This is a genomic window from Janibacter hoylei PVAS-1 (assembly GCF_004025845.1).
In the GTDB taxonomy this organism is placed as follows: domain Bacteria; phylum Actinomycetota; class Actinomycetes; order Actinomycetales; family Dermatophilaceae; genus Janibacter; species Janibacter hoylei.
On record NZ_PIPF01000004.1, the window covers coordinates 17040 to 40933 of the forward strand.

Annotated in this window: 21 protein-coding genes; 11 read left to right on the top strand and 10 right to left on the bottom strand. The window is 69.9% G+C overall.

What is annotated here, in order from left to right:
• Positions 1 to 63: 63 nt before the first annotated feature.
• Positions 64 to 651, top strand: coding sequence for an arsenate reductase/protein-tyrosine-phosphatase family protein (locus CWN80_RS04815; protein ID WP_007926922.1), 588 nt, complete (start codon positions 64 to 66; stop codon positions 649 to 651).
• 3 nt (positions 652 to 654) lie between these two features.
• Here CWN80_RS04815 and CWN80_RS04820 read toward each other — a convergent pair whose 3' ends face one another.
• Genes CWN80_RS04820 through CWN80_RS04835 form a run of 4 tightly spaced genes read right to left on the bottom strand, consistent with a single transcriptional unit; the run spans position 655 to position 5561 of the window.
• Positions 655 to 2289: a GMC family oxidoreductase gene (locus CWN80_RS04820; protein WP_007926921.1), complete on the bottom strand. Its 1635-nt coding sequence runs from the start codon at positions 2287 to 2289 to the stop codon at positions 655 to 657.
• On the bottom strand, positions 2286 to 3182 hold the full coding sequence (locus CWN80_RS04825; RefSeq protein WP_007926909.1) for an aldo/keto reductase: 897 nt from the start codon (positions 3180 to 3182) through the stop codon (positions 2286 to 2288). The genes CWN80_RS04820 and CWN80_RS04825 overlap by 4 nt, the downstream gene beginning before the upstream one ends.
• Complete coding sequence (locus tag CWN80_RS04830) at positions 3179 to 4432, bottom strand: glycosyltransferase family 4 protein (RefSeq protein WP_128276972.1); 1254 nt, start codon at positions 4430 to 4432, stop codon at positions 3179 to 3181. Before CWN80_RS04830 ends, CWN80_RS04825 begins: the two co-directional genes overlap by 4 nt.
• A gap of 10 nt (positions 4433 to 4442) precedes the next feature.
• Complete coding sequence (locus tag CWN80_RS04835) at positions 4443 to 5561, bottom strand: glycosyltransferase family 4 protein (RefSeq protein WP_007925654.1); 1119 nt, start codon at positions 5559 to 5561, stop codon at positions 4443 to 4445.
• Between the two features lie 99 nt (positions 5562 to 5660).
• Here CWN80_RS04835 and CWN80_RS04840 point away from each other — a divergent pair, with 99 nt between their 5' ends.
• Genes CWN80_RS04840 through CWN80_RS04860 form a run of 5 tightly spaced genes read left to right on the top strand, consistent with a single transcriptional unit; the run spans position 5661 to position 10768 of the window.
• The gene (locus tag CWN80_RS04840) at positions 5661 to 6848 is read left to right on the top strand and encodes a glycosyltransferase family 4 protein (protein ID WP_051987871.1); all 1188 of its coding nucleotides are present in this window, start codon (positions 5661 to 5663) and stop codon (positions 6846 to 6848) included.
• Complete coding sequence (locus CWN80_RS04845; protein WP_007925659.1) at positions 6845 to 7765, top strand: nucleotidyltransferase family protein; 921 nt, start codon at positions 6845 to 6847, stop codon at positions 7763 to 7765. The genes CWN80_RS04840 and CWN80_RS04845 overlap by 4 nt, the downstream gene beginning before the upstream one ends.
• 17 nt (positions 7766 to 7782) lie before the next feature.
• Entirely contained in the window at positions 7783 to 8328 is a 546-nt protein-coding gene (locus tag CWN80_RS04850; protein WP_040880808.1) for a DapH/DapD/GlmU-related protein, read from the top strand.
• The gene (locus tag CWN80_RS04855; RefSeq protein ID WP_007925663.1) at positions 8328 to 9446 is read left to right on the top strand and encodes a glycosyltransferase; all 1119 of its coding nucleotides are present in this window, start codon (positions 8328 to 8330) and stop codon (positions 9444 to 9446) included. Before CWN80_RS04850 ends, CWN80_RS04855 begins: the two co-directional genes overlap by 1 nt.
• Complete coding sequence (locus CWN80_RS04860) at positions 9443 to 10768, top strand: hypothetical protein (protein ID WP_007925665.1); 1326 nt, start codon at positions 9443 to 9445, stop codon at positions 10766 to 10768. Before CWN80_RS04855 ends, CWN80_RS04860 begins: the two co-directional genes overlap by 4 nt.
• Here the strand turns inward: CWN80_RS04860 and CWN80_RS04865 are convergent.
• Positions 10731 to 11441: an SGNH/GDSL hydrolase family protein gene (locus CWN80_RS04865; protein ID WP_083853637.1), complete on the bottom strand. Its 711-nt coding sequence runs from the start codon at positions 11439 to 11441 to the stop codon at positions 10731 to 10733. The genes CWN80_RS04860 and CWN80_RS04865 overlap by 38 nt on opposite strands.
• 77 nt (positions 11442 to 11518) lie before the next feature.
• Here CWN80_RS04865 and CWN80_RS04870 point away from each other — a divergent pair, with 77 nt between their 5' ends.
• From CWN80_RS04870 to CWN80_RS04885, 4 genes are all read left to right on the top strand, one after another.
• Entirely contained in the window at positions 11519 to 11827 is a 309-nt protein-coding gene (locus CWN80_RS04870; protein WP_007925673.1) for a hypothetical protein, read from the top strand.
• A gap of 64 nt (positions 11828 to 11891) precedes the next feature.
• Positions 11892 to 13415, top strand: a complete 1524-nt coding sequence (locus CWN80_RS04875) for a tyrosine-protein kinase domain-containing protein (protein WP_007925675.1) — start codon at positions 11892 to 11894, stop codon at positions 13413 to 13415.
• A gap of 17 nt (positions 13416 to 13432) precedes the next feature.
• Entirely contained in the window at positions 13433 to 14755 is a 1323-nt protein-coding gene (locus CWN80_RS04880; protein ID WP_007925684.1) for a lipopolysaccharide biosynthesis protein, read from the top strand.
• Positions 14755 to 15612 carry a hypothetical protein gene (locus CWN80_RS04885; RefSeq protein ID WP_007925686.1) on the top strand — a complete coding sequence of 286 codons (858 nt, stop codon included), beginning with the start codon at positions 14755 to 14757 and terminating at the stop codon, positions 15610 to 15612. Before CWN80_RS04880 ends, CWN80_RS04885 begins: the two co-directional genes overlap by 1 nt.
• 60 nt (positions 15613 to 15672) lie before the next feature.
• Here the strand turns inward: CWN80_RS04885 and CWN80_RS04890 are convergent, their stop codons facing one another.
• The 5 genes from CWN80_RS04890 to CWN80_RS04910 form a co-directional block, all read right to left on the bottom strand.
• The gene (locus tag CWN80_RS04890) at positions 15673 to 16317 is read right to left on the bottom strand and encodes a GDSL-type esterase/lipase family protein (RefSeq protein WP_040880819.1); all 645 of its coding nucleotides are present in this window, start codon (positions 16315 to 16317) and stop codon (positions 15673 to 15675) included.
• A 59-nt stretch (positions 16318 to 16376) separates the two neighbouring features.
• Positions 16377 to 16562, bottom strand: a complete 186-nt coding sequence (locus tag CWN80_RS04895; RefSeq protein WP_007925689.1) for a DUF6104 family protein — start codon at positions 16560 to 16562, stop codon at positions 16377 to 16379.
• The gene (locus tag CWN80_RS04900) at positions 16562 to 20353 is read right to left on the bottom strand and encodes a multifunctional oxoglutarate decarboxylase/oxoglutarate dehydrogenase thiamine pyrophosphate-binding subunit/dihydrolipoyllysine-residue succinyltransferase subunit (protein ID WP_238148077.1); all 3792 of its coding nucleotides are present in this window, start codon (positions 20351 to 20353) and stop codon (positions 16562 to 16564) included. The genes CWN80_RS04895 and CWN80_RS04900 overlap by 1 nt, the downstream gene beginning before the upstream one ends.
• Before the next feature lie 884 nt (positions 20354 to 21237).
• Entirely contained in the window at positions 21238 to 22068 is an 831-nt protein-coding gene (locus tag CWN80_RS04905; RefSeq protein WP_007925690.1) for an ABC-2 transporter permease, read from the bottom strand.
• Positions 22068 to 23042: an ABC transporter ATP-binding protein gene (locus tag CWN80_RS04910; RefSeq protein ID WP_007925691.1), complete on the bottom strand. Its 975-nt coding sequence runs from the start codon at positions 23040 to 23042 to the stop codon at positions 22068 to 22070. The genes CWN80_RS04905 and CWN80_RS04910 overlap by 1 nt, the downstream gene beginning before the upstream one ends.
• Before the next feature lie 567 nt (positions 23043 to 23609).
• On the opposite strand from CWN80_RS04910, the gene CWN80_RS04915 reads away from it, so the two are divergent.
• Positions 23610 to 23888 (top strand): GIY-YIG nuclease family protein, encoded by a 279-nt coding sequence (locus CWN80_RS04915; protein ID WP_007925692.1) that lies wholly within the window; start codon positions 23610 to 23612, stop codon positions 23886 to 23888.
• Positions 23889 to 23894 lie beyond the last annotated feature (6 nt).

Here is a 23894-nt window from a genome sequence, read left to right on the forward strand (position 1 = left end):
AGTGAGTGTGACACAGATCGGGAGGGTCTTCCGCCGCAGTGCCGAGGTGGTCATGATGTGCCCATGACCGTGCGCATCATGACCGTGTGCACCGGCAACATCTGCCGGTCTCCCTTCGCCCAGCTCACCCTGCAACGCGCCCTGGACGAGGTGCGGCCCGGCACCTTCGAGGTCTCCAGTACGGGGACCGGCGCCCTCGTCGACCACCCCGTCGACCCGGGCTCCGCCCGCATCCTCGACGCGCGAGGGATCGACCACACCCCCTTTGCCGCACGGCAGATCTCCGAGCGCAATCTCGCGGACATCGACCTCGTCCTGCCGCTGGAGATCGCCCACCGCAAGCTCGTCCTCTCCTACGCGCCGCGCCTGCTCAAGCGGACCTACACGCTCAAGGAGATGGCCCGGCTGCTCGCGTCGGCCGACGCCCGACAGCCGTGGACCGAGCGCCTCGCGGGGCTCACATCACCCGAGGAGCGCTGGGCGGCCCTGCCCGGCCACCTCGCTCGTGAGCGGGGGCTGAGCCGGGTCGACGAGGGCGTCGACGACATCCCGGACCCTTACCGGCAGCCGCAGGAGGTGTTCGACGCGATGGCCGCCGAGGTCGACGCTGCGGTGCAGGGCATCGTCGACTTCGAGCGGATGTTCACCTGACGTTCAGCGACAACGGGTGGATCGTCTCGACAGGTGGTCGGCCAGTCTCATGGACAGAGCCACGATCGTCAGGGTCGGGCCGGCCATGCCCGATGTAGGGAAGACCCCGCTCGTCGCCAGGTGCAGGTTGTCGACCCCCCAGGCCCGCAGGTCGGTGTCGACGACGCTGTCGGCCGGCGAGGTGCCCATCCGTGTGAGCCCCATCTGGTGGGTGCCGTCGATCATCGGCGCCGCGAGCATCTCGTCGAGCGTGGGCGGGGTGTAGCGGGCCCAACCGGTCGCGTTGATGCCCTCGGCGAGCAGTTCGAGAGACCGGTGCATGTTGGTACGGTCCGCCGCGCTGACGCGGTGCTCGACGTGCAGCCGCGGCACACCCCAGGCGTCCCTCTCGTCGGAGAGGGTGACCCGGTTGTCCGGGTCGGGTGACTGCTCTGCGTCGAATCGGATGCGGTACTCGCCGGTGCGCGAGACCTGGGTGAAGGAGGCACGCTGCCGCGGGTCGATCCACCGGTCGCGGGTGAATCGCACGGCGAACCGGGCCAGACCCGGCAGGTCGCCGACGAGGTTGCGCACGTGGGCCGCGGTGTCGCCACCCTCGGCGTAGCGACGGTGCATGCCGCTCGCCTTGAAGCCCCCGGTGTGGAAGAGCGCCTTGCGCGCCAGGGCGAAGGCCGACAGCAGCGCATCACCGTGGGTCGGGTCGCGGGGGTCGAGGTACCAGACGGCGAAGCCCATGTTGAGCAGCCGGTGCTCCCGGCGGACCTCGTCGCGCAGCTGCAGCAGGCGTCGCACCCACACCCCGTCGTGCGACTTGGCGAAGGTCGCCACGGTCGGCGCGCTCGCCGGGTCGGTGAGCGTCAGCCGCCCGACCTCACCAATGGGGTGGATCATGTAGTGCCGCCCCACCTGGTCGTGCTCGGTGCCGATGCCGCTGTGCAGCAGCAGGCGGGCCGTCTCGAGGCCACCGGCGGCGACGACGACGGTCTCGGCGGTCACCGTGACCCGCCGGCCGGGCACGGGGGAGACCTCGATCTCACCGATGCGTCCGCTCTCGTCCCGCACGAGCCGGGTGACGTTGGCGTGGTGGAGCAGGCGGACGGTGGGGGAGTCGCCGAGCCGGTCGCGGAAGACCTCGCCAAACTTCGTCGGCGGGCTCCACCGCCAGATCGCCTCGTCGTCGACGACGTCGGAGCGGGCGCCGAGCAGGTGCTGCGGCGCGCCGTCGATCGCCTCGGCGGCGGTCCATTCAAATCGGTTGAGCTCGAGCAGGTGCGCCGCCCGCCGGTAGTAGGGGAGCAGCTCGTCGCGCGTCATCGGCCAGGCCGACCCCGCGAGCCCGTCGAACTCCGTCGTGTCGAAGGGGTAGGTCCGCCCGCCCCACCGGTGGCTCGTGCCGCCGACGCGCTTTTCGCGCACCTTGTCGATCGACTCCACCTGCTGGCTCGCCGCGTCCCCGCGAAGGGAGTCCTGCGTCGCCTTGTCGGGCGTGAGGCCGCCGCCGTCGAGCACGAGCACGTCGATGCCGTAGCGGGCGAGCTCGAGGGCGAGCGTCGTGCCTGCCGGGCCGCTGCCGATGATGGCGACGGTCGCGGTGAGGTGCGCGCCGGCCGGCAGGTCGCGGGCGTCGGCGATGCTCATGCGGGCTCCTTGACGGCGAGGGTGATCGCGTCCGCCACGCCGTCGGGGGTGCCGGCCTGCAGGGCGGAGATGTTGGCGACCGCGTGCTCGGGGGTGCTCATGCCGAGCAGCACGCCGTCGACGGGGCTGGGCGCCGCGGCGGCCTCGGTGAGGGTGGCGATGGCGTGCGGCGGGGTGGCCACGGAGGTCGCGTGCGGCAGCAGGGTGCCGTCGCCGAGGGCGCCCAGGGCGATCACGGCGACGTCGCGCTCGCGCGGGTGGTCGGCGAGGGCATCGGCCACGGAGGTGTCACCGGCGTTGACCGGCACCTGCAGCCACGAGAGCCCGGGCAGGGCGATGGCGGCGAGCGCTGCGTCGACGTCGCGGACGGAGGCGCCCCACTGGCGCACGAGGCCGTCGGTGACGAGCCCGTCCATCGCTGCGGCGACCTCTGGGTTGAGGTCGCCCGCGCCCGGCTCGTGGAGCAGCAGCACGTCGAGCGCCTCGCGGCCCTGCCGGCGCAGGCAGGCGCGCGCCGCCGACCGGAGGTAGTCGGGGTGGTAGCTGCGGTCGCTCTCCGGGCCCTGTCGCAGACCGCTGAAGGACGCACGTCGCCCGGAGGCGGCCGCGGCGTCACGCAGGGCGAGCGGCGTCTTGAGCAGGCCGACCTTGGTCATGACGACGACGTCGTCGCGGGCGCCGACCGCACGCCCGACGATCCGCTCGGAGATGCCGCGGGCATAGCAGTCGGCTGTGTCGACGAGCGTGACGCCGAGGTCGAGGGCGGTGTGCACCGTGGCCAGGCCGGCGCGCAGCCCGCGTCGCTGCCAGACCGCGCCCAACCGCGCGGTCCCGAGACCGAGTGGGGTCACGGTGCGCCCGGCCATGGTGGTCGGGGTGAGCAGGTCGGTCATCGGGCGTCCTTGGGGGCGAGGGCGCGGCGGGCCACGGCGGCCCACGCGTCGGCGACGAGGTCGGGGTGCATCCGGGTGGCGAGCAGCACGCGCCCGGCGGTGCCGATCCGCTCGGCGAGGTCGGGGTCGTCGTGCAGGGCCCGCACGTGGTCGGCGAAGGCCCGCGGGGTGTCGCCCACGAGGGCCTCGACCCCGTCGGTGACCGGCACCCCGGCGACGCCCAGCGAGGTCGCGACGACCGGTAGGCCCACGCTCATGCCGTCGAGCACCTTGGTCTTCACACCCGTGCCCGAGAGCACGGGGGAGAGGAACATCCGGTGCCCCGCCAGCGCATCGCGCAGGTCGTCGACGTAGCCGAGGAAGGTGAAGCCTTGTCCCGCGAACTCCTCAGTCGTCCCCTCCGGCGCGTGGCCGATGACGTCGACGTGCAGGTCGAGACCGTCTGCCCGCAGCAGGGGGAGGACTTCATCGCGCAGGTGTCGCAGGGCGGCGACGTTGGGGCCGTAGTGCAGCACCCCGAGGAAGACGGCCCGTGCCGCCTCGGCGCTCCGCGGGTCGACGGGCGGGCGCGGCGCGACTGCCATCGGCAGCGTCTCGACGGGCCGCTCGGATCGGTCGGCGAGGTGCCGCGCCTCGTCGGCGCCGGTGAGCGCGGTGACCTCCACGGTCCGGGAGATGTGGATCTCGCGGGCCACCGCCCTTCGTGCCTCGAGGCCGAGCGCGCGGCGCGTGGCCCACTCCAGCGGCGGCAGGAGCGAAGGGGGGAACCTCCCCGCCATGTAGCCGAGGACCGAGTCATTGCCCTCGGCGAACTCCTTGGAGGCGTAGCGCAGCGAGAGCAGGTCGTCGAGGTGGGCGACGACCGGCAGCCCGGTCGCCTCGGCCGCGGCGACCGTGCGCATCGTGTCGGCGACGACGAACCCGGCGCCGCACTCGCGCGCGACCGCGGCCACGCGCTCGCGGATCTCGCGGGAGTCGAAGACCGCCTCGTTGAGGCAGCGCCGCGTCGCCAGCGCGCGCCCGGCGGCCACGACGGTCCGCGGCAGCGACATCGTTGGGATGCGGACCACGCGGGCACCGCACCACTCGTCGGGACCGGCTTCGTCGGTCAGGGCCGCGACGGTCACCGTCCGGCCAGCGCTCTGCAGCGACCGCACGGCGGTCTCGAGGACGGCGATGCGGCCGGTGCGCGGCGCGGTGGGATTACGGGCGGCGACCAAGAGTGCCCCCCGTGAGTGGTCGTTGCTCACGATGGGCACTCTAGACGGAGGGCGGCCAGGGGTTGATGGCTCGTCGGACCCGGCCGCGGAGCGACTTGGAGGCTGCGCGGTTGCGTCCCCGGCCGGCCGCCGCACGGACCAGCACCTCGCGGTAGCCGTCGACCATGGCCGCCTGGGTGTGGGCCGCGGTGTGTGCGGCGAGCCGGGCGCGGTAACCCGCCAAGGACTGCGGGTTGCGCACCAGCTGCTCCACCCTGTCGGCGAGGGACGCCGCGTCATCGGGGACGAAGAGCGGACCACAGGGGCCGATCGCCTCGGGCAGGCCGCCGAGGTCGGCGCCGACGACGACGCACCCGGCAGCGGCCGCCTCGAGCGCGACGGTGCCAAAGGCCTCGGGCACCCGCGACGGGACCACGGCGATCGCGTGCTCGTTGAGCAGGGTGTTGGCCCGCGGCCCGTCGACGGCCCCGACCCAGGCGATGCGCTCGCCGACGCCCAGGGAGTCGGCGAGCGACTCGAGGGCGGGTCGCTCGGGCCCGTCACCCATGACGGTCAGTCGCACGTCTGTGCCTCGGCCAGCGAGGAGGGCGACGGCGTGGACGAGCAGGTCTACGCCCTTGTCCTCGGTGAGTCGTCCGAGATAGGCGAGCGAGGTCGCGTCCCGGGAGGTCGGCGGCACGATCGTGCTGAAGACGTCGTCGCGATAGCCGTTGGGGATGACCGTCGTGATCTGGGGGAGGTGGGTGGCCATGTGGTGACTCGTCGCCGTGAGCTCGTCCGCGCCCTCGATGAGTGCGTACTTGGCGTGGTACTTCGCCCGGGTCACCCGCGACATGGCCTGCCCCGGCAGGCTGACGTGCTGGCGGATCGCCATGACGATCGGCGTGCGCGTCACCGCCTGGGGCCACCAGAACTGCAGGCAGGGATTGTTGTGGAGCACCACTTCCGCGCCTCGCACGACGCCGAGCAGCTCACCAGGCGCGGGTTCCCGGACGACGCGGAAAGGGAAAGCTGCGTCGTCGTGGTCGTCCTCGGTGTGGGTCACCACGACGATCTCGTCGCCGTGTCGCTCGGCGAGGCCGCGAGCGATGACCTGCGCGGTCATCTCCACGCCGCCCAGGTCGGGGTGAAACCGGTGCACCATGATGGCCACGCGCATGGGTGCCCCTCCTGCCCCTGACGGTGATGGCCCACAGAGTATCCTCGCCGCGGGGATGTGCACCGTCGCCGACGCACCCGCCGCACGATGGGGAGATCAATGGGGTTTGTGGTTGCGCTCAACCGGGACCGGGACTCGTACCAGGTCCCCGTGGCGCTCGCCGAGGTCGGGCAGCTCGACCAGTTCGTCACCGACTACTACGAGGGCTCCGGCCTGCGCCTGCCGACGCTCGGGCACCGACACGACCCGGCGATCCCGCCGGCGCTCGTCACCTCGTCGATGACGACGGTGCTCCACCAGCTGCCCTACGAGGTGGCCAACCGACGCGGCCCCGCGGAGTTCCCCACCTACCGCGTCGAGAAGGCGCTCGGCGCCGCCACCGCCAGAGTTGCCCGTCGCAGCCGCGAGTCCTCGCTGCTGCTCTACAGCGGGAGTGCGCTCGAGGCATTCCGCGGCCCGAGCACGGGGCAGCGGATCCTCTTCCAGTACCACCCGGGGCCGGCCTACCTCGAGGGCATCATGGACGGGCTCGACGAGCTCGAGCACGCCGGTGACTGGGCGCCGCAGTCCGAGGTCGTCGACCCGCGCATGGAGGTCCGGCACCGCGGCGAGGTCGAGGCGGCCGACAGCTACCTGTGTGCGTCGACGCTCACCGCCCGCGGCCTGATCCACAACGGCGCCGACCCGGCCCTCGTCTCCGTCGTGCCGTACGGCTGCCCGCCGCCCACGACCCTGCCCAAGCCCGCGCCGGGGGACCGCGTGAGGTTCCTCTTCGTCGGCAAGGGCAGCCAGCGCAAGGGTGTCCACCTGCTCCTCGAGGCCTGGCAGCAGGCCTCGCTCGACGACGCCGACCTCGTGCTCGTCGCCAACTTCACCGACCCCGAGATCGAGCGCATCGCCAAGTCCGCCCCCGGGGTGGCGATCCTCAGCAAGCTCTCCCGCGAGGACCTGGCGCGCGAGTTCGTCGCCGCCGACACCTTCGTCCTCCCGAGCCTGCTCGAGGGCTTCGGCCTCGTGCTCGGGGAGGCGCTCGCGCACGGCTGCCGCATCATCGCCACGAGCCACACCGGGCTCGTCGACCTCGACCTGCCTGACGAGTTGGCGACCGTCATCGAGCCGGGTCGTGTCCAGCCCATCGTTGAGGCGCTGCAGGCTGCACGCTCCACCGCACAGGCGGAGCGGCCGTACCACGAGCTCGCCCTCGAGTACGCCGCCCGCGTCTCGTGGGAGTCCTTCCGCGCGGGCATCCGCAGGGCTGCCGGGTGCAGCGACGTGGTGGTCCCATGACGGCTCCTGCCGGTCACGTCCTGACGATGGCTGATGCCGTGACCCTCGCCAACGCCATGCTCGCGCGCGAGGGGCGCCGGCGCGGCTGGCGCTACGTCATCGTCAAGGGCCGCCCGGCCACCGACAGCGGGCTGCGGTCCAAGGCCTCCTGCTCGGACGTCGACATCCTGCCCGCCCCGGAGCACCGCGAAGCCGTGGGGCGCTTCCTCGAGGGGCTCGGCTGGCGCACCCGACCGGTCGACTCCCACGACAACGGATTCCCGATCCACGGGATCAGCTACTTCCACCCCGGCTGGCCGTGCGACATCGACGTGCACGACTACCTGCCCGGCTGCGACCGCCCCACCGACCAGGTCGTCGAGGCGTTGACGGCCTCCGGCGCCACCGCCCCGATGGCCAGCGAGGTCGTCCCGGTGCCCGACGCCGCCGGTCACGTCGTGGTGCTCGCCACGAGCGTGCTGCGCAGCGACGACGCCGGCGTGGGACGCAGGCTCGTCGACGAGCTGATGCAGCGGGCTGCCGAGCTGGCTCCGGCGGACGAGGTCCTCGCCATGGCCAGGGCGACCGGGTCGGTCGCAGCGCTCGCCGACTTCCTGCGTGACACCTACCCGGGCATCGAGCTCGGCCACGTGCCCGAGCCCTCCCGCGAATGGGTCCTGCGCACCACCGCACGCTCGTCCGCGTCCATCCGGCTGGTCACCATCCTCGAGGCTCCTTGGCGCCAGCGGCCGGTCATGCTCTACCGCGCCCTCGTCCCCACCCGGGAGGCGATGGCCAACAAGGACCTGCACATCCTCGAGGTCTCCCGCCGACAGGTCTGGCGCCGCCGGTACCAACGTCTGGTGACCGCCCTTCGCTCGCTGCCGACCATCGCGGGTGAGGTGCGCGACTATCGCCGCACCCGCCCTTCGGCCTGAGCCTTACCCTTGGCGCCATGAGGGATCTGTCCGGGTTCACCGGGGTGGGGTACGACAAGGGGCGGTCGCGGATGTGGCAGGCGGCCTGGCTGGCGGTCCAGGGACTGCTGCTGCAGCACTGGTGGTGCCCGGCGGGGGTGCGGATCGCCGTGCTGCGACGCTTCGGTGCGACGATCGGCGAGGGCTGCCTGGTGCGGCACCGGGTGCGCATCCACTGGCCGTGGAAGCTCACGCTCGGCGACAACGTGTGGATCGGGGAGCAGGCTTGGATGCTCAACCTGGAGCCGATCACCGTCGGCTCCAACACGTGCATCTCCCAGGACGTCTTCGTGTGCACCGGCAGCCACCAGTTCCACGACGACCACTTCGAGTTCGACAACGCGCCCATCACCATCGGCGAGCGGTGCTGGCTGGCCGCCCGCTCCACCGTCCTGCGCGGCGTCACCATCGGTGACGACTCCGTCGTCGGTGCCGGCGCCCTCGTCGTCGCCGATGTGCCGGCCGGCAGCAAGGTCCTCGCGCCCATCGGCGAGGCCACCTCGGTGAGGAGCGCCCGAGACTGATGCGGATCCTGCACGTCGTCTCCCTCGTCGACCCCGACGGGGCCTTCGGCGGCCCCCTGCGCGTGGCCATGAACCAGGCCAACGCCCTGCGGGCCGCCGGTCATGACGTCGTCGTCGCCGCCGGGGCGCGGGGGTGGGAGGGCGAACTGCCCACGCACTTCGGCGACGACCCCGTCACGCTCTTCCCCGCCCACCAGGCGCTGCCCGGCACCGGCTTCGCCGGACTCGTCTCACCCGGGCTGCTCGCCTGGCTGCGACGGTGGGCGCCGACGGCCGATGTCGTGCACCTGCACCTCGCCCGCGACCTCGTCACCCTGCCCGCCGGACGTCTGCTCAAGGCGCTCGGCCTGCCCTACGTCGCCCAGACGCACGGGATGATCGACGCCTCCGACTCGCCCCTCGTACCGCCGCTCGACGCCGGCCTCACCCGTCCGGTCCTGCGCGGGGCGCGGGCGGTTTTCGCCCTCACGGAGCTCGAGCGGTCCGACCTCGAGGAGGTCGTCCCCGGGCTGGGCGGCATCACGGTGCTGCACAACGGGGTCCCCGAGACCTCGCTGCGTGCCGACCCGGTCGGGGCACGTGAGGTCCTCTTCCTCGCCCGGGTCGCCCCGCGCAAGCGGCCGGCCGTCTTCGTCGCCGCCGCCCAGATCGCGGCACGAGAGCATCCGGACGTCACCTTCACGGTCTGCGGGCCGGACGAAGGGGAGGGCGACGCCCTGCGCGCGGCGCTCGCGACCGACGACGCCGACGGCCGCATCACCTACGAGGGCGCCGTCGCGCCCGAGGCGACCCTCGAGCGGATGACCCGCGCGGCCGCCTACGTGCTCCCGGCCGTCGAGGAGCCCTACGGCATGACCGTCGTCGAGGCCATGAGCGTCGGGCTGCCCACGGTCGTCATGAGCGACTGCGGTCTCGCAGGTGCCGTCGCCGAGACCGGGGGAGAGGTCGTGACCGGGCTCGAGGCGCAGCCGCTCGCCGATGCGATGTCTCGGCTGCTCGCCGACCCGCAGCGTCGGGCGACGGCGGGCGCGGCCGGGGTCGCCTGGGTGCGTGAGCACGTGACCATGGAGTCGGTCGTCGAGCGGCTTCTCGACGCGTACCGTGCGGCGTCGCGATGATCCCGGCTGCACTGACGACGGTTGCCTGCCTGCTCGTCGTGTGGTTGCTGCGCAATCGGACCGTCTGGGTCCTCGGCCTGATCATGGCGCTGTACGTGGCGATCCCATCGCAGGCGGACGGACTCATCGTTCCCTTCCTCCACCCCGCGTCGTACTTGACGCTTGCGTTAGTGGGTCAGCACCTGGTCACCCGTGACAGATCCGAGCTGAGGCTGTTGGTCCGTCCGGGCGTCCCGGTCATCATCGGTCTTGTCTTGGTCATGTCGCTCAGCATGTTGGACTTGCTCAACCCGTGGCAGTCTGATCCGCAATGGGTGGTCAGCACCGATCTGCGCATCTTCGTCGTCCCGTTCTTGCTCTTCCCGTTGACTCTCATCGAGCTGAGGCGCCGACCTGCGTCCCAAAAGACCCTGAGACGGCTCCTGCTGATCATGGCGCTGGTCCAGGTCGTCATTGCTTATGTTCAGTACACCTCCGACATGGAGCAATGGGTCTTCTGGCGCAGTTACTACGAACTCTCGTACTGGTGGACGGACACCTTCCCCATCCCGCTCGGCACAATGGGGCACCCCCTGCAGCTGGCCGCCTTCCTCGCCATGTGTATCCCGCTCCTCGCGCGGCTGAAGTCGCCGATCACCGCCGTGATCATCTCGGGTGTGCTGCTTTACGCCTGCGCACTCAGCACGGGACGCGCGTCCACAGCACTAGCGGCACTGGGGGTCGTCTTCGTGATCGTGTGGCACGGTCGACGCTGGCTCGCAGCCGGAGCGGCGGCCGCCTTGGCCGGTGCACTCGGGTTCGAGTTCTGGCGCAGTGAGGGAGCCGCCGCCCTCCGCGACAAGGTCCAGGACGATCAAGGGTCTGCTCGGCTACGAGCGCAGGCGCTGCAGTGGGCCATCGAACACCTTGACGAGTACCTGTGGTTTGGTTACCCGGGAGGTCATGACCTAAGGGGCACCGGGATCCTCCGCTCCAGCTTGGAGAACGGATACCTCATCGCGGGGCTGGCCTTTGGCCTGACCTTCTCCTTGGGCCTGCTCTTGCTTCACCTGTACACGATGCTCCGTCCGATTGTCGCCACCCGAGCAGCTACGCCCGAGACGGTCGCGACGTTCACCGTGTGGGTCGGTTTCTTCGCGTCGAGCTCCTTTATGGGATACGCCGTCGACGGCCGATCCTTCTGGCTGATCGCGGCGATGGCGTGGGCGGCGGCGTTCCCGCTCACAACGAGCGAGGCGACGCTCGATCAGGGGCAGACAGATGCCGGCGCCGACAGCTCCGTGTCTACTGGGACGACTCCAGGTCTGTCAGCTGCCGGCTGATCGCCCGGCCCAGCTTGCGCGCACCCGAGGCCGTGGGGTGGAGGCCGTCGAAGGTGTCATCCGGGTCGCGCCAGGTGTAGTCGACGGTTCGTATCGACGTCCACGGGTCGATGAAGTGAAATCCGTGTGCGCGTGCGCCGCGTTTGACGGCGGCGTTCCAGGCGCTGATCTCCTTGGCGCTGCGATCCCTCATGGGCCCAACTGCGACGATCACGACGGTGGCATCCCTCGACCCAGTGGAATGCCGGTGATGCTTGACGATGTTGCGCACGAACTGCGCAGGGGTGCTCTCGGCCGTCCTGAGGTCGTTGGTTCCGAGGGCGTACACGACGATGTCTCCGCGAAAGTCGCTGCGGATGTCGTCAAGGGCGCGCGCGGACGTCAGGCCGCCTCGGGCCGAACCTCCGACAAAGCGAAACGAGCTGTTGTCGATGTGTTTCACCCACGATCTGGGTCCCAGATCTCCGGTGGAGATGCTCGGTGAGTCGCCCTGCGTGATTGAGTCCCCGTGCGCCACCAGACGTAGCCGCCCGTCCTGCTCGGGGACGTGTTGGATGGGGCTGCTTCCGGATCCGGCGGCCTGTGAGCCACCATCGCGCGTGGCGGCCAAGGCTGCGACAGCGACGGCCACCACGGCCAGAACCAGCAACGCCACGGACGATCGAGATCGCATCGCTATCCCCCCAGACTTGTCAGACCACCGTGAGTGTAGGTGCCAGGTGGCGGTAGCGGGAGCGCTAGTGTGCCACCGTGGACGGGCAGGAGATGTGGGGTCGTGAAGCGGATGTCATCTGGATGGCAGGTGCCGATGGCAGTCTGCTGATCCTCGCCGACGACGCCGAGCTGCCCATCCATGTGGGGGCGCCCGGCCTGATGCTCTGGGAGGCCTTGGCCCAGCCTCGGTCTCTGCCCGACCTGGCCGCCACGCTGAGCTCGGACGGGGAGGCCGACGAGCTGCTACCCGACCTGCGCTCTCTGCTCGACACGCTTGCATCTCTCGACGCCTGCCTCGTCCTTCCGGGCGGGGAGTATGGAGATCCTGCTGAGCCTCTAGGATGACCCGGACTGCTGACTGCTGGGCGTGTGGGGGAACTCAGGCGCGTCCACATCTCGAGGGAACACTGTGACGACTACGGACTCGACTTCACGGGCGACGATCGACCTGACCCGCCTGCGGCGCTTGGTCTTTGGCCACTGGCGGGCGATCGTGGCTGGTCTGCTCGTCGGCCTGCTGTTGGCCGCGATCTGGAGCTTTTTCCAGCCGCGGAAGTACACGGCCGATGCCATCGCGATCGTGAGCACCGGGAGCGTCGACAACCTCGGGATCGCCGTCTCTGCGGACAATTTGGCGCGTGCCAAGGCGACGCAGTACCAGGAGCTGGCGAAGTCGCGCGCCGTCGAGGAGCGGGCGGTGGAGCTCGCGAGCGAGACGGCTCAGCAGTCCGGTCGCCCGGAGCCGGTGCTGCAGGGGTTGAGCGTCGCCGTCCCGGTGGACACCCCGCAGATCACCCTGTCGGTCACGGCCTCAACCCCGGAGGATGCACGCGATCTGGCGGACGCGTACGTCAAGGCGTTGGGGGAGAGCGTCGAGGAGATCGAGACCGCAGGCGCCCCGGCCAGCGGCGAGGACCAAGGGTCGAGCACGTCTCAGACTTCCATCATCCAGCTGTTGCCCTTCGTCGAAGCGCGGGTGCCGAGCGGTCCGTCGTACCCGCCGACCAAACTGGCTCTTGCCACTGGGGCGCTGATCGGCCTCCTCGTCGGGCTCGCATACGCCGCGGTGCGCAGCGCCTTCGACCGACGGATCCGCTCCGTCAAGGCGCTCGAGGAGATGGGATTGAGCGCAGTCGGCACGATCCCCAAGACCGACAAGGCTTCCCACTCGACGACGATCGTCAAGGAGGCCTTCAAGGAGCTGCGGACCAACCTGCAGTTCATGAACCCGGACCACCCGCCGCGCGTCGTCGTCGTGACGAGCGCGCTGCCCGCGGAGGGCAAGTCGACGGTGGCCGCCAATCTGGCGATCTCCCTGGCCGAGTCCGGTCGACCCGTGACCCTGGTCGACGGAGACCTGAGGCGGCCGACTGTCGCCCAGTCCTTCGGGCTCGTCGGGTCCGTCGGCCTGACGGACGTCGTCGTCGACCGGTTGGCGATGGACGACGCACTGCAGCACGACCCGCGCAACCCCGATCTGGCCGTCCTGGCTGCCGGGACCATCCCACCCAACCCGAGTGAGATCTTGGCCTCGGACCGGCTCGCCCACGCGATCGAGACGCTGGCCAAGGACTCGATGGTCATCATCGATGCACCTCCGCTGCTGCCGGTCACCGATGCCGCCATCCTCGGCGCTCGCTTTGACGGCGTGCTCGTCGTCGTCAATGCCGGCTCGACGACCATCGACGAGCTCGCCAAGACCCGTGACTCGCTCGAGCGCGTCAACGCGCACATGCTCGGTGCCGTGCTCAACCGGGTACCCACGGGCAAGCTCGAGGGCGGCGCCTACAGCTACTACGGGTCGCGCTACGGCTACGAGTACCAGACGACCGAGCCCGATGAGTCAGGCGAAGGCGCACCGACCCGGCGAGCACGCCAGCAGCAGCGCAAGAAGAAGAGCACTCGCGACGCCAGCTCACGCGTCCTGCGCTGAGCTCGGCCGAGACAGCCGTGGGCGGATCCCTGCAGAAGTTCTTCTGGTCCTTCGTCGCGACCTTCGTCCCACCACTGGCCTCCTTGGCCACCGCCCCTCTGCTGGCGCGCGGTCTGGGGGTCGTCGGCCGCGGTGAGGTCGCGGCCTCGACCGCGCCGTGGATGTTTGCGACCGCTGTGGGGGCCTTCGGTCTGCCCGAGGCCGTGACCTACTTCGCGGCACGACATCCGCACGCTGCGCGACGGATCCACCAGCACGGACTGCTGCTCGTCGCCGTCACCGCGGTCGCCGCGGCTGCTGCCGTCCACGTGCTTGCTGGGCCGCTCTCGTCCGGCAACGAGCGACTCGAGAGCCTCATCCAGATCTCGGCCTGGGCGTGCGTGCCCCTGCTGCTCCTGCGCGTCCCCCAGGCCGTCCTCACCGGTTACCAGCTGTGGCGCGTCCTCGCCACGGGACAGCTGGTCGTGTCTGTCGTCCGCCTCGCCTCCGTCGTCCTCCTCTTTGCGACCGACACGCTCACGCCGCTGACGGCGACCCTCAGCGTGGTCCTCACCCCGCTCGTGGCGCTCCTCCTCTACATCCCCAAGAGTCGTGCGGTGCTGCGGGACGCGGACGGGACCCGCACGGAGGCGTCGGTGCAGCCGGAGTGGAGGGACGTCGCCGGTTACGGGCTGCGGGTCTGGCTCGGCGCGCTGTCCGGCATCGTGCTCACCCGGATGTCGCAGGTGCTGATGGTGCCCCTGTCTGACGAGGTCCACGCCGGCATCTTCGCCATCGCCGTGACGATCGGCGAGCTCCCGCTGCTTGTCAGCAGCGCCGTCCGTGACGTGATCTTCGCGGCCGATGCTGCTGACCTCGACAGCTCAAATCTCGAGCAGGTGGCGCGGATTACGACCTTTGTGACCTTCCTGGCGGGCGCGGGCATCGGGCTGACGTTGCCCTTTGTGGTCCCGTGGGCCTTCGGCACGGAGTTCACGCCCTCGGTGGTGGTGGCGTACCTGGTCATCGCGGCTACGGTCCTCGGGTCCACAGGCTCGGTCGCCGGGGCCGGCCTCGGGGCACGCGGACGCCCGGGTTTGCGGAGTTGGTCGATGATGTGGGGTGCCTTGGCCAACCTGACCGTCCTGATCGTCATGGTGCCTTGGGTGGGGGCCGCCGGGGGCGGATGGGCCATGCTCGCAGGCAACACCATTGCCGGTAGCCTCAACGTCGTCTGGCTGCACCGCAGGTTTGGGTACGACTGGCGCCAGTTCTACGGTCTACGTCGCCGCGACGTCGTCGCCATGCGGTCGGCAGGGCGCAAGATCACCAAGCGGTCCACGAAGCAGGAGGCAACCTGATGCACATCGACCCGTCCCGGGCCGGGCGCGCCAAGGCCATCATGAAGGCGGCGCTCATCGCGCGCTACCGCCTGGTCAACCTCATGAGCCGGCGACGGGTGCTCGGTGACTGCCCGATGGACGTGTCAGTGACCTCCTACGGAGACCGGCTCGGCATTGTCGCCTACGTCATCGAGTCGTTGGCCGCGGGATCCGTGAGACCACGCCGCATGATCCTCTGGGTCGACGACCCGGCCTTCGAGACGAGTGACTACCCGATGCTCGAGAGGCTCGTCGCCAGAGGCTTGGAGATCAAGAGATGCACGGACTACGGTCCCCACAAGAAGTACTACCCCTACTGCGCTGACCCCCGAGAGGGCGACGGACCGCTCGTCACGGCGGACGATGACGTCTTTTACCCGCGGGACTGGTTAGCGACTTTGTGGTCGGCCCACCTAGCGACACCCGACCTGCTGCTGGGGCACAGAGCCATCTCGATCAACGTCGAGGCCGACGTCATCCAGCCATATGCCACGTGGGGCCGGGCTACCACCACCCAGCCCGACCACCGCACCTTCGTCACCGGCGTCGGCGGTGTCGTCTATCCCCCAGCCTTGATCGGTCATCTGCGCAGTCACGGCGAGGAATTCTTGGAGATCGCGCCACGTGCCGACGATGTCTGGATCAACTCGATTGCCGCACGTCACGGGATCCGGACCCGGTGGACGGGGGACCGGCTCACCGCGTGGAGCTTCCCCAGATCACAGGACAACGCACTGCACCACGAAAACGCTACGGGAGGGGGCAACGATCCCCAGGTCGCTCGAGCCTACGTTGGCCGAGCGCTCGCAGCCGTGCAGGACGACGCAAGGTCCTGACCTCTAGCGGAGGACCGATCCTTTCGGCCTACCTGCTTCCCCTTGTCCAGCGTCCTTCGCTCAACCCATCCACTCGCCCCACCCGTGGTGCAGGACGAGCCAGGCGATGAGGCCGTAGCCCGCCTGACCGGGGTGGACACCGTCGACGGAGGCGGCGATGTCCGACTCCCACTGGTCGTGGCCGGCGAGGGGGGTGAAGGTGTCGACGAAGGTGACGCCCCGGCGGTCGCACACGTCACGCTGCGCCTCGACGAGCTGGCGCAGCGCGTCGTTGGTCTGGGGGTCGGCGGCCGGGGGAGGGCCGACGACGAAGGCCGCGACGCCCTGGCTGCTCGCCTCGTCGAGGATGTTGGCGAGGTTCAGCCGCAGCCGGGCGATGGAGGTGCCGGCCTGCACGTCGGCGTGACCGAACTGCACGACGAGACGACGCTCGCTGACGTCGGCGAAGCGGCGCGCCCCCTCGACCTGCCAGCGCTCGGCGACGCCGCCGGAGGTCTCACCCCGCACCCCGAGGTTGTAGTGGGCGACGACCGCGCCCGGCACCTCGGTGCGGGCCATGACCCGACCGGTCCAGCCGAGCGCCTTTTCGTCACCGACACCCGCGACGAAGCTGTCCCCGATGAAGACGAGCGCGATCTCCCTCCGCCCTTCGTCGACGGCAAAGGACGCGCTCGGGGTGAACTGGTTGCCGGCAGCGTCGGTCATCTGGCCGCTCACTCGGGTACTCCTGAAGATCGGGGGTTGCTGGGTACTGCTGCCCGACGTTACTCGTCGTCGAGCTCGTCATCGTCGAGGCGTGCCAGCCACGACGCGAGTCGCTCGATCGGCGTCTCGAACTCCGGGTTGAGGTCGACGAAGGTGCGGAGCTGGTCACTCACCCACTCGAGAGTGACCAGCTCCTCACCACGCCGATCCGCGAGCTCTTCGATGCCGCGGTCGGTGAAGTACATCAGCGGTCGAAGGCGCGGCTGATCAGGTCAGCCTGCTCCTGCGCGTGCTTCTTGGCCGTGCCGGCCGCCGGGGAGGCCGACGGCGGGCGGGTCACCGCACGCAGCGCGCGGGTCTCGCCGTGCTCGGCCAGGTCCGCCGGCAGGTTCATGGCCAGGAAGGGCCACGCACCCTGGTTTTCCGGCTCCTCCTGCACGAGGACGATCTCCGCGTTGGGGTACTTCGCCAGCTCGGCGGCCAGCTCCTCACCCGGCAGCGGGTAGTACCGCTCGAGGTGGAGGATCGCGGTCTGCTCGTCGCCGCGCTTCTTGCGCTCGGCCTCGAGGTCCCACGTGACCTTGCCCGCCGCGACGATGACGCGGGTGACGTCCTCTCCCTTCGGCCCGACCATGTCCGGCAGGACCGCGCGGAAGGTGCCCTCGGTGAAGTCCTCCGGCTGGCTGCTCGCCGCCTTGAGCCGCAGCATCGACTTCGGGGTGAAGACGATGAGCGGGCGACGCGGCCGGTGGTAGGCCTGACGACGCAGCAGGTGGAAGTAGCTCGCCGGCGTCGACGGGAAGGCGACCGTCATGTTGTTTTGCGCGCACAGCGCGAGGAAACGCTCGATGCGCGCGGAGGAGTGGTCCGGCCCCTGGCCCTCGTAGCCGTGCGGCAGGAGGAGGACGACCGAGGAGTTCTGACCCCACTTCTGCTCCGACGAGGAGATGAACTCGTCGATGATCGACGCGGCGCCGTTGACGAAGTCACCGAACTGCGCTTCCCACATGACGAGCGCGTCGGGACGCTCCACCGAGTAGCCGTACTCGAAGCCGAGCGCGGCGAACTCCGACAGCAGCGAGTCGTAGACCCAGAAGCGGGCCTGGCCACCACCGAGGTAGTTGAGCGGCGTCCACTCCTCGCCGGTGTTCTTGTCGATGAGGACCGCGTGACGCTGCACGAAGGTGCCGCGACGCGAGTCCTGACCGGCCAGACGCACCGGGGTGCCGTCCATGAGCAGCGAGCCGACGGCGAGCATCTCGCCGGTGCCCCAGTCGATGCCGCCCTCGTGCACGGAGGCCGCGCGCTTTTGCATCGCCTGCTGCAGCTTGGGGTGGATCGTGAAGTCGGCCGGCGGGGAGTCGAAGACGTCGCCGATGTGCTTGAGGTCGGTCTCGGAGATCGCCGTCTCGGTCGCCGAGCGCGTCGTCTGGTCGCTCGTCTGCGCGGCGGGCCGCTCGAGGCCGGCGTTGTCCGGGGCGTCGGAACCGCTGTCGCCCGAGTCGCTCGTCGCGTCCGCCGGCGAGGCGGGAGCCTTGAGGGCCTCCTTGGTCTCGACGAAGACCCGCTCGAGCTGCGCCTGGTAGTCACGCAGCGCGGCGTCGGCCTCCTCCGGGGTGATGTCCTTGCGGCCGATGAGGCTCTCCGTGTACAGCTTGCGGACCGAGCGCTTGGACTCGATGAGCTTGTACATCAGGGGCTGCGTCATCGACGGGTCGTCACCCTCGTTGTGACCACGACGGCGGTAGCAGACGACATCGATGACGACGTCCTTGTGGAACTTCTGCCGGAACTCGAAGGCGAGCTCGGCGACCCGCACGCAGGCCTCCGGGTCGTCACCGTTGACGTGGAAGATCGGCGCCTGGATCATCCGCGCGACGTCGGTCGAGTAGACCGACGAGCGGCTCGCCGACGGCGAGGTCGTGAAGCCGACCTGGTTGTTGACGACGACGTGGATCGTGCCGCCGGTGCGGTAACCGCGCAGCTGGCTCTGCTGCAGGGTCTCGGCGACGACACCCTGACCGGCGAAGGCCGCGTCACCGTGCATGAGGATCGGCAGGACGGGGAAGTCCTCGCCGCCATGGTTGAGCCGGTCCTGCTTGGCGCGCACGATGCCCTCGAGCACCGGGTTGACCGCCTCGAGGTGGCTCGGGTTGGCCGCGAGGTAGACCTTCGTCGTCTCGCCGTCCTCACCGGTGAACTCGCCCTCGGTGCCGAGGTGGTACTTGACGTCGCCGGAGCCCTGGACGGACTTCGGGTCGAGCTGGCCCTCGAACTCGCGGAAGATCTGCCCGTAGGACTTGCCGGCGATGTTGGCCAGGACGTTGAGCCGGCCACGGTGCGGCATGCCGATGCAGACCTCGTCCATGCCCTCGCTGGCCGCGCGGGTGAGGATCCGGTCGAGCACGGCGATGACCGACTCGCCGCCCTCGAGGGAAAAGCGCTTCTGCCCGACGAACTTGGTCTGCAGGAAGGTCTCGAAGGCCTCCGCCGCGTTGAGCCGCCGCAGGATGCGCAGCTGCTCGTCGCTCGTCGTCTTGGCGTAGCCGACCTCGACGCGCTCCTGCATCCAGCGGCGCTGCGCCGGGTCCTGGATGTGCATGTACTCGATGCCGGTGGTGCGGCAGTACGAGTCGCGCAGGATGCCGAGGATCTTGCGCAGCTTGAGGAAGGGCTCGCCGCCGAAGCCGCCCGTGGCGAAGTGCCGGTCGAGGTCCCACAGCGTCAGGTCGTGGCTCGTGATGTCGAGGTCCTCGTGGCGACGCTGCTTGTACTCCAGCGGGTCGATGTCGGCCATGAGGTGACCGCGCACGCGGTAGGCGTGGATGAGCTCCTGGACACGTGCGACCTTGTTGATGTCGTCGTCGTGCGTGGTGGAGATGTCCTGCACCCAGCGCACCGGCTCGTAGGGGATGCGCAGGCTCTCGAAGATCTCGTCGTAGAAGCCCTCGGCACCGAGGAGCAGCTGGTGGACGACGCGCAGGAACTCGCCCGACTGCGCACCCTGGATGATGCGGTGGTCGTAGGTCGAGGTCAGCGTGAGGATCTTGGAGACGGCGTTGCGGTTGAGCGTCTCGGTGCTCGCGCCCTGCCACTCGGCGGGGTAGTCGAGAGCCCCGACGCCGATGATGGCGCCCTGGCCCTTCATCAGGCGCGGGATCGAGTGGACCGTGCCGATGCCGCCGGGGTTGGTCAGCGACATCGTCGTGCCCTGGAAGTCCTCGACGGTCAGCTTGCCGTCGCGGGCCTTCGTGACGACGACCTCGTAGGCCTGCCAGAAGGCCTTGAAGTCCATCGTCTCGGCCGGCTTGATCGCCGGGACCAAGAGCTGGCGGGAGCCGTCGTCCTTCTGCAGGTCGATGGCGATGCCCAGGCCGATGTGCGCGGGCTGGACGACGACGGGCTTGCCCTTGTCGTTCGTCGTGTAGCCGACATTCATCTCCGGCATCATCCGCAGCGCCTTGATGAGGGCGTACCCGATGATGTGGGTGAAGGAGACCTTGCCACCGCGGCTGCGCTTGAGGTGGTTGTTGATGACGATGCGGTTGTCGATGAGCAGCTTCGCGGGGACAGCGCGCACGCTCGTCGCCGTCGGGACCTCGAGCGAGGCCTCCATGTTGGTCACGACCCGGGCGGCAGCGCCGCGAAGGGGGGTGAGCACGTCCTCCTGGACCGGCGCCTCGGCCTTGGCGGGCTTCTGCTCCTCGCGCGGGGTCGGCTCGGCCTGCTTGGCCGCCTCGTCCTTCTTGGGCTCAGCCTTCTTGGGCTCGGCCTTGGCCTCTGCCTTCTTCGGTTCGGCCTTGGCGGGCTCGGCCTTGGCCGCTGCCTTGGGCTCGGCCTTCGCCTCGGGGGCGGCCTGCTGCGGGGCGGGGGCGGCCCCCTTCGCGCTGGTCCCGTTGTCGCCGCCGCCCTGACCCGGCGTGTAGTTCTCGAAGAACTCCCACCAGGCCTTGTCGACGCTGTTGCGGTCCTTCGTGTACTGCTCGTACAACTCGTCGACCAGCCACTCGTTGGGGCCGAAGTCGTTCAGGGACACGGAGCCATCCTGGGGGTCAGGCACGGCGCATACGCCTCTTTCGTCACAGTCGCGAATCGGGGCCCGAAGGCAGCGCGGACCCCACCGGGTCAGCCTAACGTGATGGACGCCATGCGCCACCCCCGCCTCCCCGCTCCCTTCCCCGTCCCACCTCCGCTCCCTGAGGAGGTCGCTCTGCGACCCACGACCACCGCTCCCTGAGGAGGTCGCTCTGCGACCCACGACCACCGCTCCCTGAGGAGGTCGCTCTGCGACCGTCTCGAAGGGAGACCCCCACCCCCGCTCCCTGAGGAGGTCGCCCCGCGACCGTCTCGAAGGGAGATCGGTGACGTCCCTTCGAGACGCTCGGCCGTGGACGGCCTCGCTCCGGGTCCTGAGGAGGTCGCTCTGCGACCGTCTCGAAGGGCAGGGACCGGGGAGAGGTTTCCGCTCCCTGAGGCGCTCTGCGACCCACGACCACCGCTCCCTGAGGAGGTCGCTCTGCGACCGTCTCGAAGGGAGATCGGTGACGTCCCTTCGAGACGCTCGGCCGCAGGCGGCCTCGCTCCTCAGGGACCCTTGTTTCCTCCCTGAGGAGGTCGCTCTGCGACCCACGACCACCGCTCCCTGAGGAGGTCGCTCTGCGACCGTCTCGAAGGGAGGTTGGTGACGGCCCTTCGAGACGCTCGGCCGTGGACGGCCTCGCTCCTCAGGGACCGGGGGGAGATTTCCGCTCCCTGAGGAGGCGCGCCAGCGCCGTCTCGAAGGGCAGGGACCGGGGGGAGATTTCCGCTCCCTGAGGAGGTCGCTCTGCGACCGTCTCGAAGGGAGGTGGGGGCACAGACCGCGGGACCGCCCCCCTTCGTCAGGAGGACGGTCCCGCGGGTGAGGCGCGGTGCGCTACGTCAGGTGATGTCCTTGCGGTTGGACAGGATCGACCCGAGCAGGGTGAGGATCGCGGCGTAGCCGATGAGGATGAGCGCGCTCAGCCACCACGCGAAGTAGTAGCTGTCGCCGCCGCTCTCCACGGCACCGCCGCTCGGGTCGGCGGTGACGAGCATGCCGGTCGTGAGGTTGCCGGGGATGAACTTCGCGGCCGTCGTCCACCCGAGGATCGCGAAGGCGATGTTGAGGATGAGCTGACCGAGGAAGCCGAAGGCCACCGCGATGAGCACCGCCGCGATCTGGTTGCGCACGAGCATGCCGAAGCCGAAGCCGATGAGCGTCCACACGACCGTCGCGACGATCGAGGTGCCGTAGGTCGCGACGACGTCGCTGTTGCCGAGCAGCAGCGGCTGGTCCTTGAAGACCGTGAGGATCAGCGCACCGCCACCGACCGACGCGATGACGTGCACGACACCGAGGACAGCCCCGACGACGATGACCGCGAGGGTCTTGGCGACCGCGACGATCCACCGTCGTGGCGTCGCCAGGTAGGTGGCCGTCGCCGTCTTGTGCCGGTACTCGGTCGTGATGAGCAGGACGCCGAGCGCCAGCGGGAAGAGCGCCGACATGCTGCCGAACTCACCAAGCAGACCGGCGCTGTAGACCATCTGGCCGGTCGCGCCCGTCATCGAGTCGAAGCCTGCGCTCGAGCCGTCGGGGTTGGTCAGACCGATGAGCGAGGCGGCGGCCATCGACAGGAGGAAGGCGAAGGCCGCCATCCCGATGCCCATGCCCCACCACAGCTTGGTCGTGAAGATCTTGCGGATCTCGGACTTGATCGCACCCAGCATCAGCCGTTCGCCCCTTCCTGGCCCTCGATGGCGTCGGTCATCGCCGGCGCCGCCGAGCCCCCGGTGTCACCGAGGTTGCGGTTCGTGCCCTCGGTGAGGGAGAAGAAGAGCTGCTCGAGGTCCGCGGCGAGCGGACGCAGCTCGTGGACCGGGACACCGGCGCGAAGGGCGACATCGCCCACCAGACGCAGGTCCTCGGTCTCGGCGACGACGCCGCCGTCGTCCTGCAGCTTCGCCGGCACGTCGGCGACGCGCAGCGCACCGATGAGCGTGTCGGCGTCGGTCGTGCGCACGAGCGAGGTCGCGGCGCCGCGCAGGTCACCGACGGTGCCCTCCTTGACGAGCTTGCCGTTGGCGAGGATGACGACGTCGTCGACGGTCTGCTCGATCTCCTGCAGCAGGTGGCTGGAGACGAGGATCGTGCGCCCTTCGCTCGCGAGGTGGCGCAGGAAGCCGCGCAGCCAGCGGATGCCCTCCGGGTCGAGCCCGTTGGCCGGCTCGTCGAGGACGAGCAGGCGCGGGTCGCCGAGGAGCGCAGCCGCGAGGCCGAGCCGCTGGCGCATGCCCATGCTGTAGCCGCCGGCCTTCTTGCGGGCCGCGGCCGGGATGCCGGTGAGCTCGAGCAGCTCGTCGACACGCTTGTCGGGGATGCCGGAGGTCGCGGCGAGCACCCGCAGGTGGTCGCGACCGGAGCGCCCCGGGTGGAAGTTGGTCGCCTCGAGCGCCGACCCGACCACGCGCAGCGGCTGGTCGAGCTCACGGTAGGGCTTGCCGTCGATCGTCGCCGTGCCCTGGGTCTGCTTGACGAGGCCGAGCAGCATCCGCAGGCTCGTCGTCTTGCCGGCGCCGTTGGGGCCGAGGAAGCCGGTGATCCGGCCCGGCTCGACGTTGAAGCTGAGATCATCGACAGCGGTAAAACTGCCAAACCTCTTGGTGAGGTTGCGTACTTCGACGCGCGCTCCCGTGGTGGTCATGAAGTCCCCTTCATCGGTTGATGTCGGGTCCCATGCAACCATCCCGGGCGAAGGGGGACATCCACCCATCGGATGAATCGCGCCTCCCCCCACGGGTGGAGGCCCGCACCACCACCGCCCACCGCTCCCTGAGGAGGTCGCTCTGCGACTCGCCACCGCTCCCTGAGGAGGTCGCTCTGCGACTCGCCCCCGCTCCCTGAGGAGGTCGCTCTGCGACCGTCTCGAAGGGAGACCCACCCGCTCCTTGGGGAGGACTCGAAGGGCGACCCAGCCCACTGCTCCCTGAGGAGGTCGCTCTGCGACCGTCTCGAAGGGAGACCCACCCGCTCCTCGGGGAGGACTCGAAGGGCGACCCAGCCCACCGCTCCCTGAGGAGGTCGCTCTGCGACCGTCTCGAAGGGAGGTGGGTGACGTCCCTTCGAGACGCTCGGCCGTGGACGGCCTCGCTCCTCAGGGACCGGTTGATGCTCCCTGAGGAGGTCGCTCTGCGACCGTCTCGAAGGGAGACCCCGGACCACTGTGGAAAACCTCCCTTCGCCCACCCCCGGACCTGCTGGGATCGAACCCATGGCCCACGTCTACATCCTTCGGTGCGCTGATGGTTCCTACTACGTCGGCAGCGCACGCAATCTCGAGTCGCGGATGCGGCAGCACGGTGAAGGTGGCGGATCGGCGTACACCAAGAGTCGGATGCCCGTCGAGCTCGTGTGGGCAGCCGAGACTCCTCGAGTGACGCAGGCATATGCCATCGAGCGCCAGATCCACGGTTGGTCACGCGCCAAGAAGGAGGCGCTGATCCGCGGCGACTTCGACGCGATCCAGATGTTGGCCCGTCGGCGGACCTGACGGTGC

Excerpts from the sequence above, each read along its gene's own strand:
- CWN80_RS04815 (WP_007926922.1), top strand. The coding sequence starts at position 64 with ATGACCGTGCGCATCATGACCGTGTGCACCGGCAACATCTGCCGGTCT.
- CWN80_RS04820 (WP_007926921.1), bottom strand. The coding sequence starts at position 2,289 with ATGAGCATCGCCGACGCCCGCGACCTGCCGGCCGGCGCGCACCTCACC.
- CWN80_RS04825 (WP_007926909.1), bottom strand. The coding sequence starts at position 3,182 with ATGACCGACCTGCTCACCCCGACCACCATGGCCGGGCGCACCGTGACC.
- CWN80_RS04835 (WP_007925654.1), bottom strand. The coding sequence starts at position 5,561 with ATGCGCGTGGCCATCATGGTGCACCGGTTTCACCCCGACCTGGGCGGC.
- CWN80_RS04840 (WP_051987871.1), top strand. The coding sequence starts at position 5,661 with ATGGGGTTTGTGGTTGCGCTCAACCGGGACCGGGACTCGTACCAGGTC.
- CWN80_RS04845 (WP_007925659.1), top strand. The coding sequence starts at position 6,845 with ATGACGGCTCCTGCCGGTCACGTCCTGACGATGGCTGATGCCGTGACC.
- CWN80_RS04850 (WP_040880808.1), top strand. The coding sequence starts at position 7,783 with ATGAGGGATCTGTCCGGGTTCACCGGGGTGGGGTACGACAAGGGGCGG.
- CWN80_RS04855 (WP_007925663.1), top strand. The coding sequence starts at position 8,328 with ATGCGGATCCTGCACGTCGTCTCCCTCGTCGACCCCGACGGGGCCTTC.
- CWN80_RS04860 (WP_007925665.1), top strand. The coding sequence starts at position 9,443 with ATGATCCCGGCTGCACTGACGACGGTTGCCTGCCTGCTCGTCGTGTGG.
- CWN80_RS04865 (WP_083853637.1), bottom strand. The coding sequence starts at position 11,441 with ATGCGATCTCGATCGTCCGTGGCGTTGCTGGTTCTGGCCGTGGTGGCC.
- CWN80_RS04885 (WP_007925686.1), top strand. The coding sequence starts at position 14,755 with ATGCACATCGACCCGTCCCGGGCCGGGCGCGCCAAGGCCATCATGAAG.
- CWN80_RS04890 (WP_040880819.1), bottom strand. The coding sequence starts at position 16,317 with ATGACCGACGCTGCCGGCAACCAGTTCACCCCGAGCGCGTCCTTTGCC.
- CWN80_RS04895 (WP_007925689.1), bottom strand. The coding sequence starts at position 16,562 with ATGTACTTCACCGACCGCGGCATCGAAGAGCTCGCGGATCGGCGTGGT.
- CWN80_RS04905 (WP_007925690.1), bottom strand. The coding sequence starts at position 22,068 with ATGCTGGGTGCGATCAAGTCCGAGATCCGCAAGATCTTCACGACCAAG.
- CWN80_RS04910 (WP_007925691.1), bottom strand. The coding sequence starts at position 23,042 with ATGACCACCACGGGAGCGCGCGTCGAAGTACGCAACCTCACCAAGAGG.
- CWN80_RS04915 (WP_007925692.1), top strand. The coding sequence starts at position 23,610 with ATGGCCCACGTCTACATCCTTCGGTGCGCTGATGGTTCCTACTACGTC.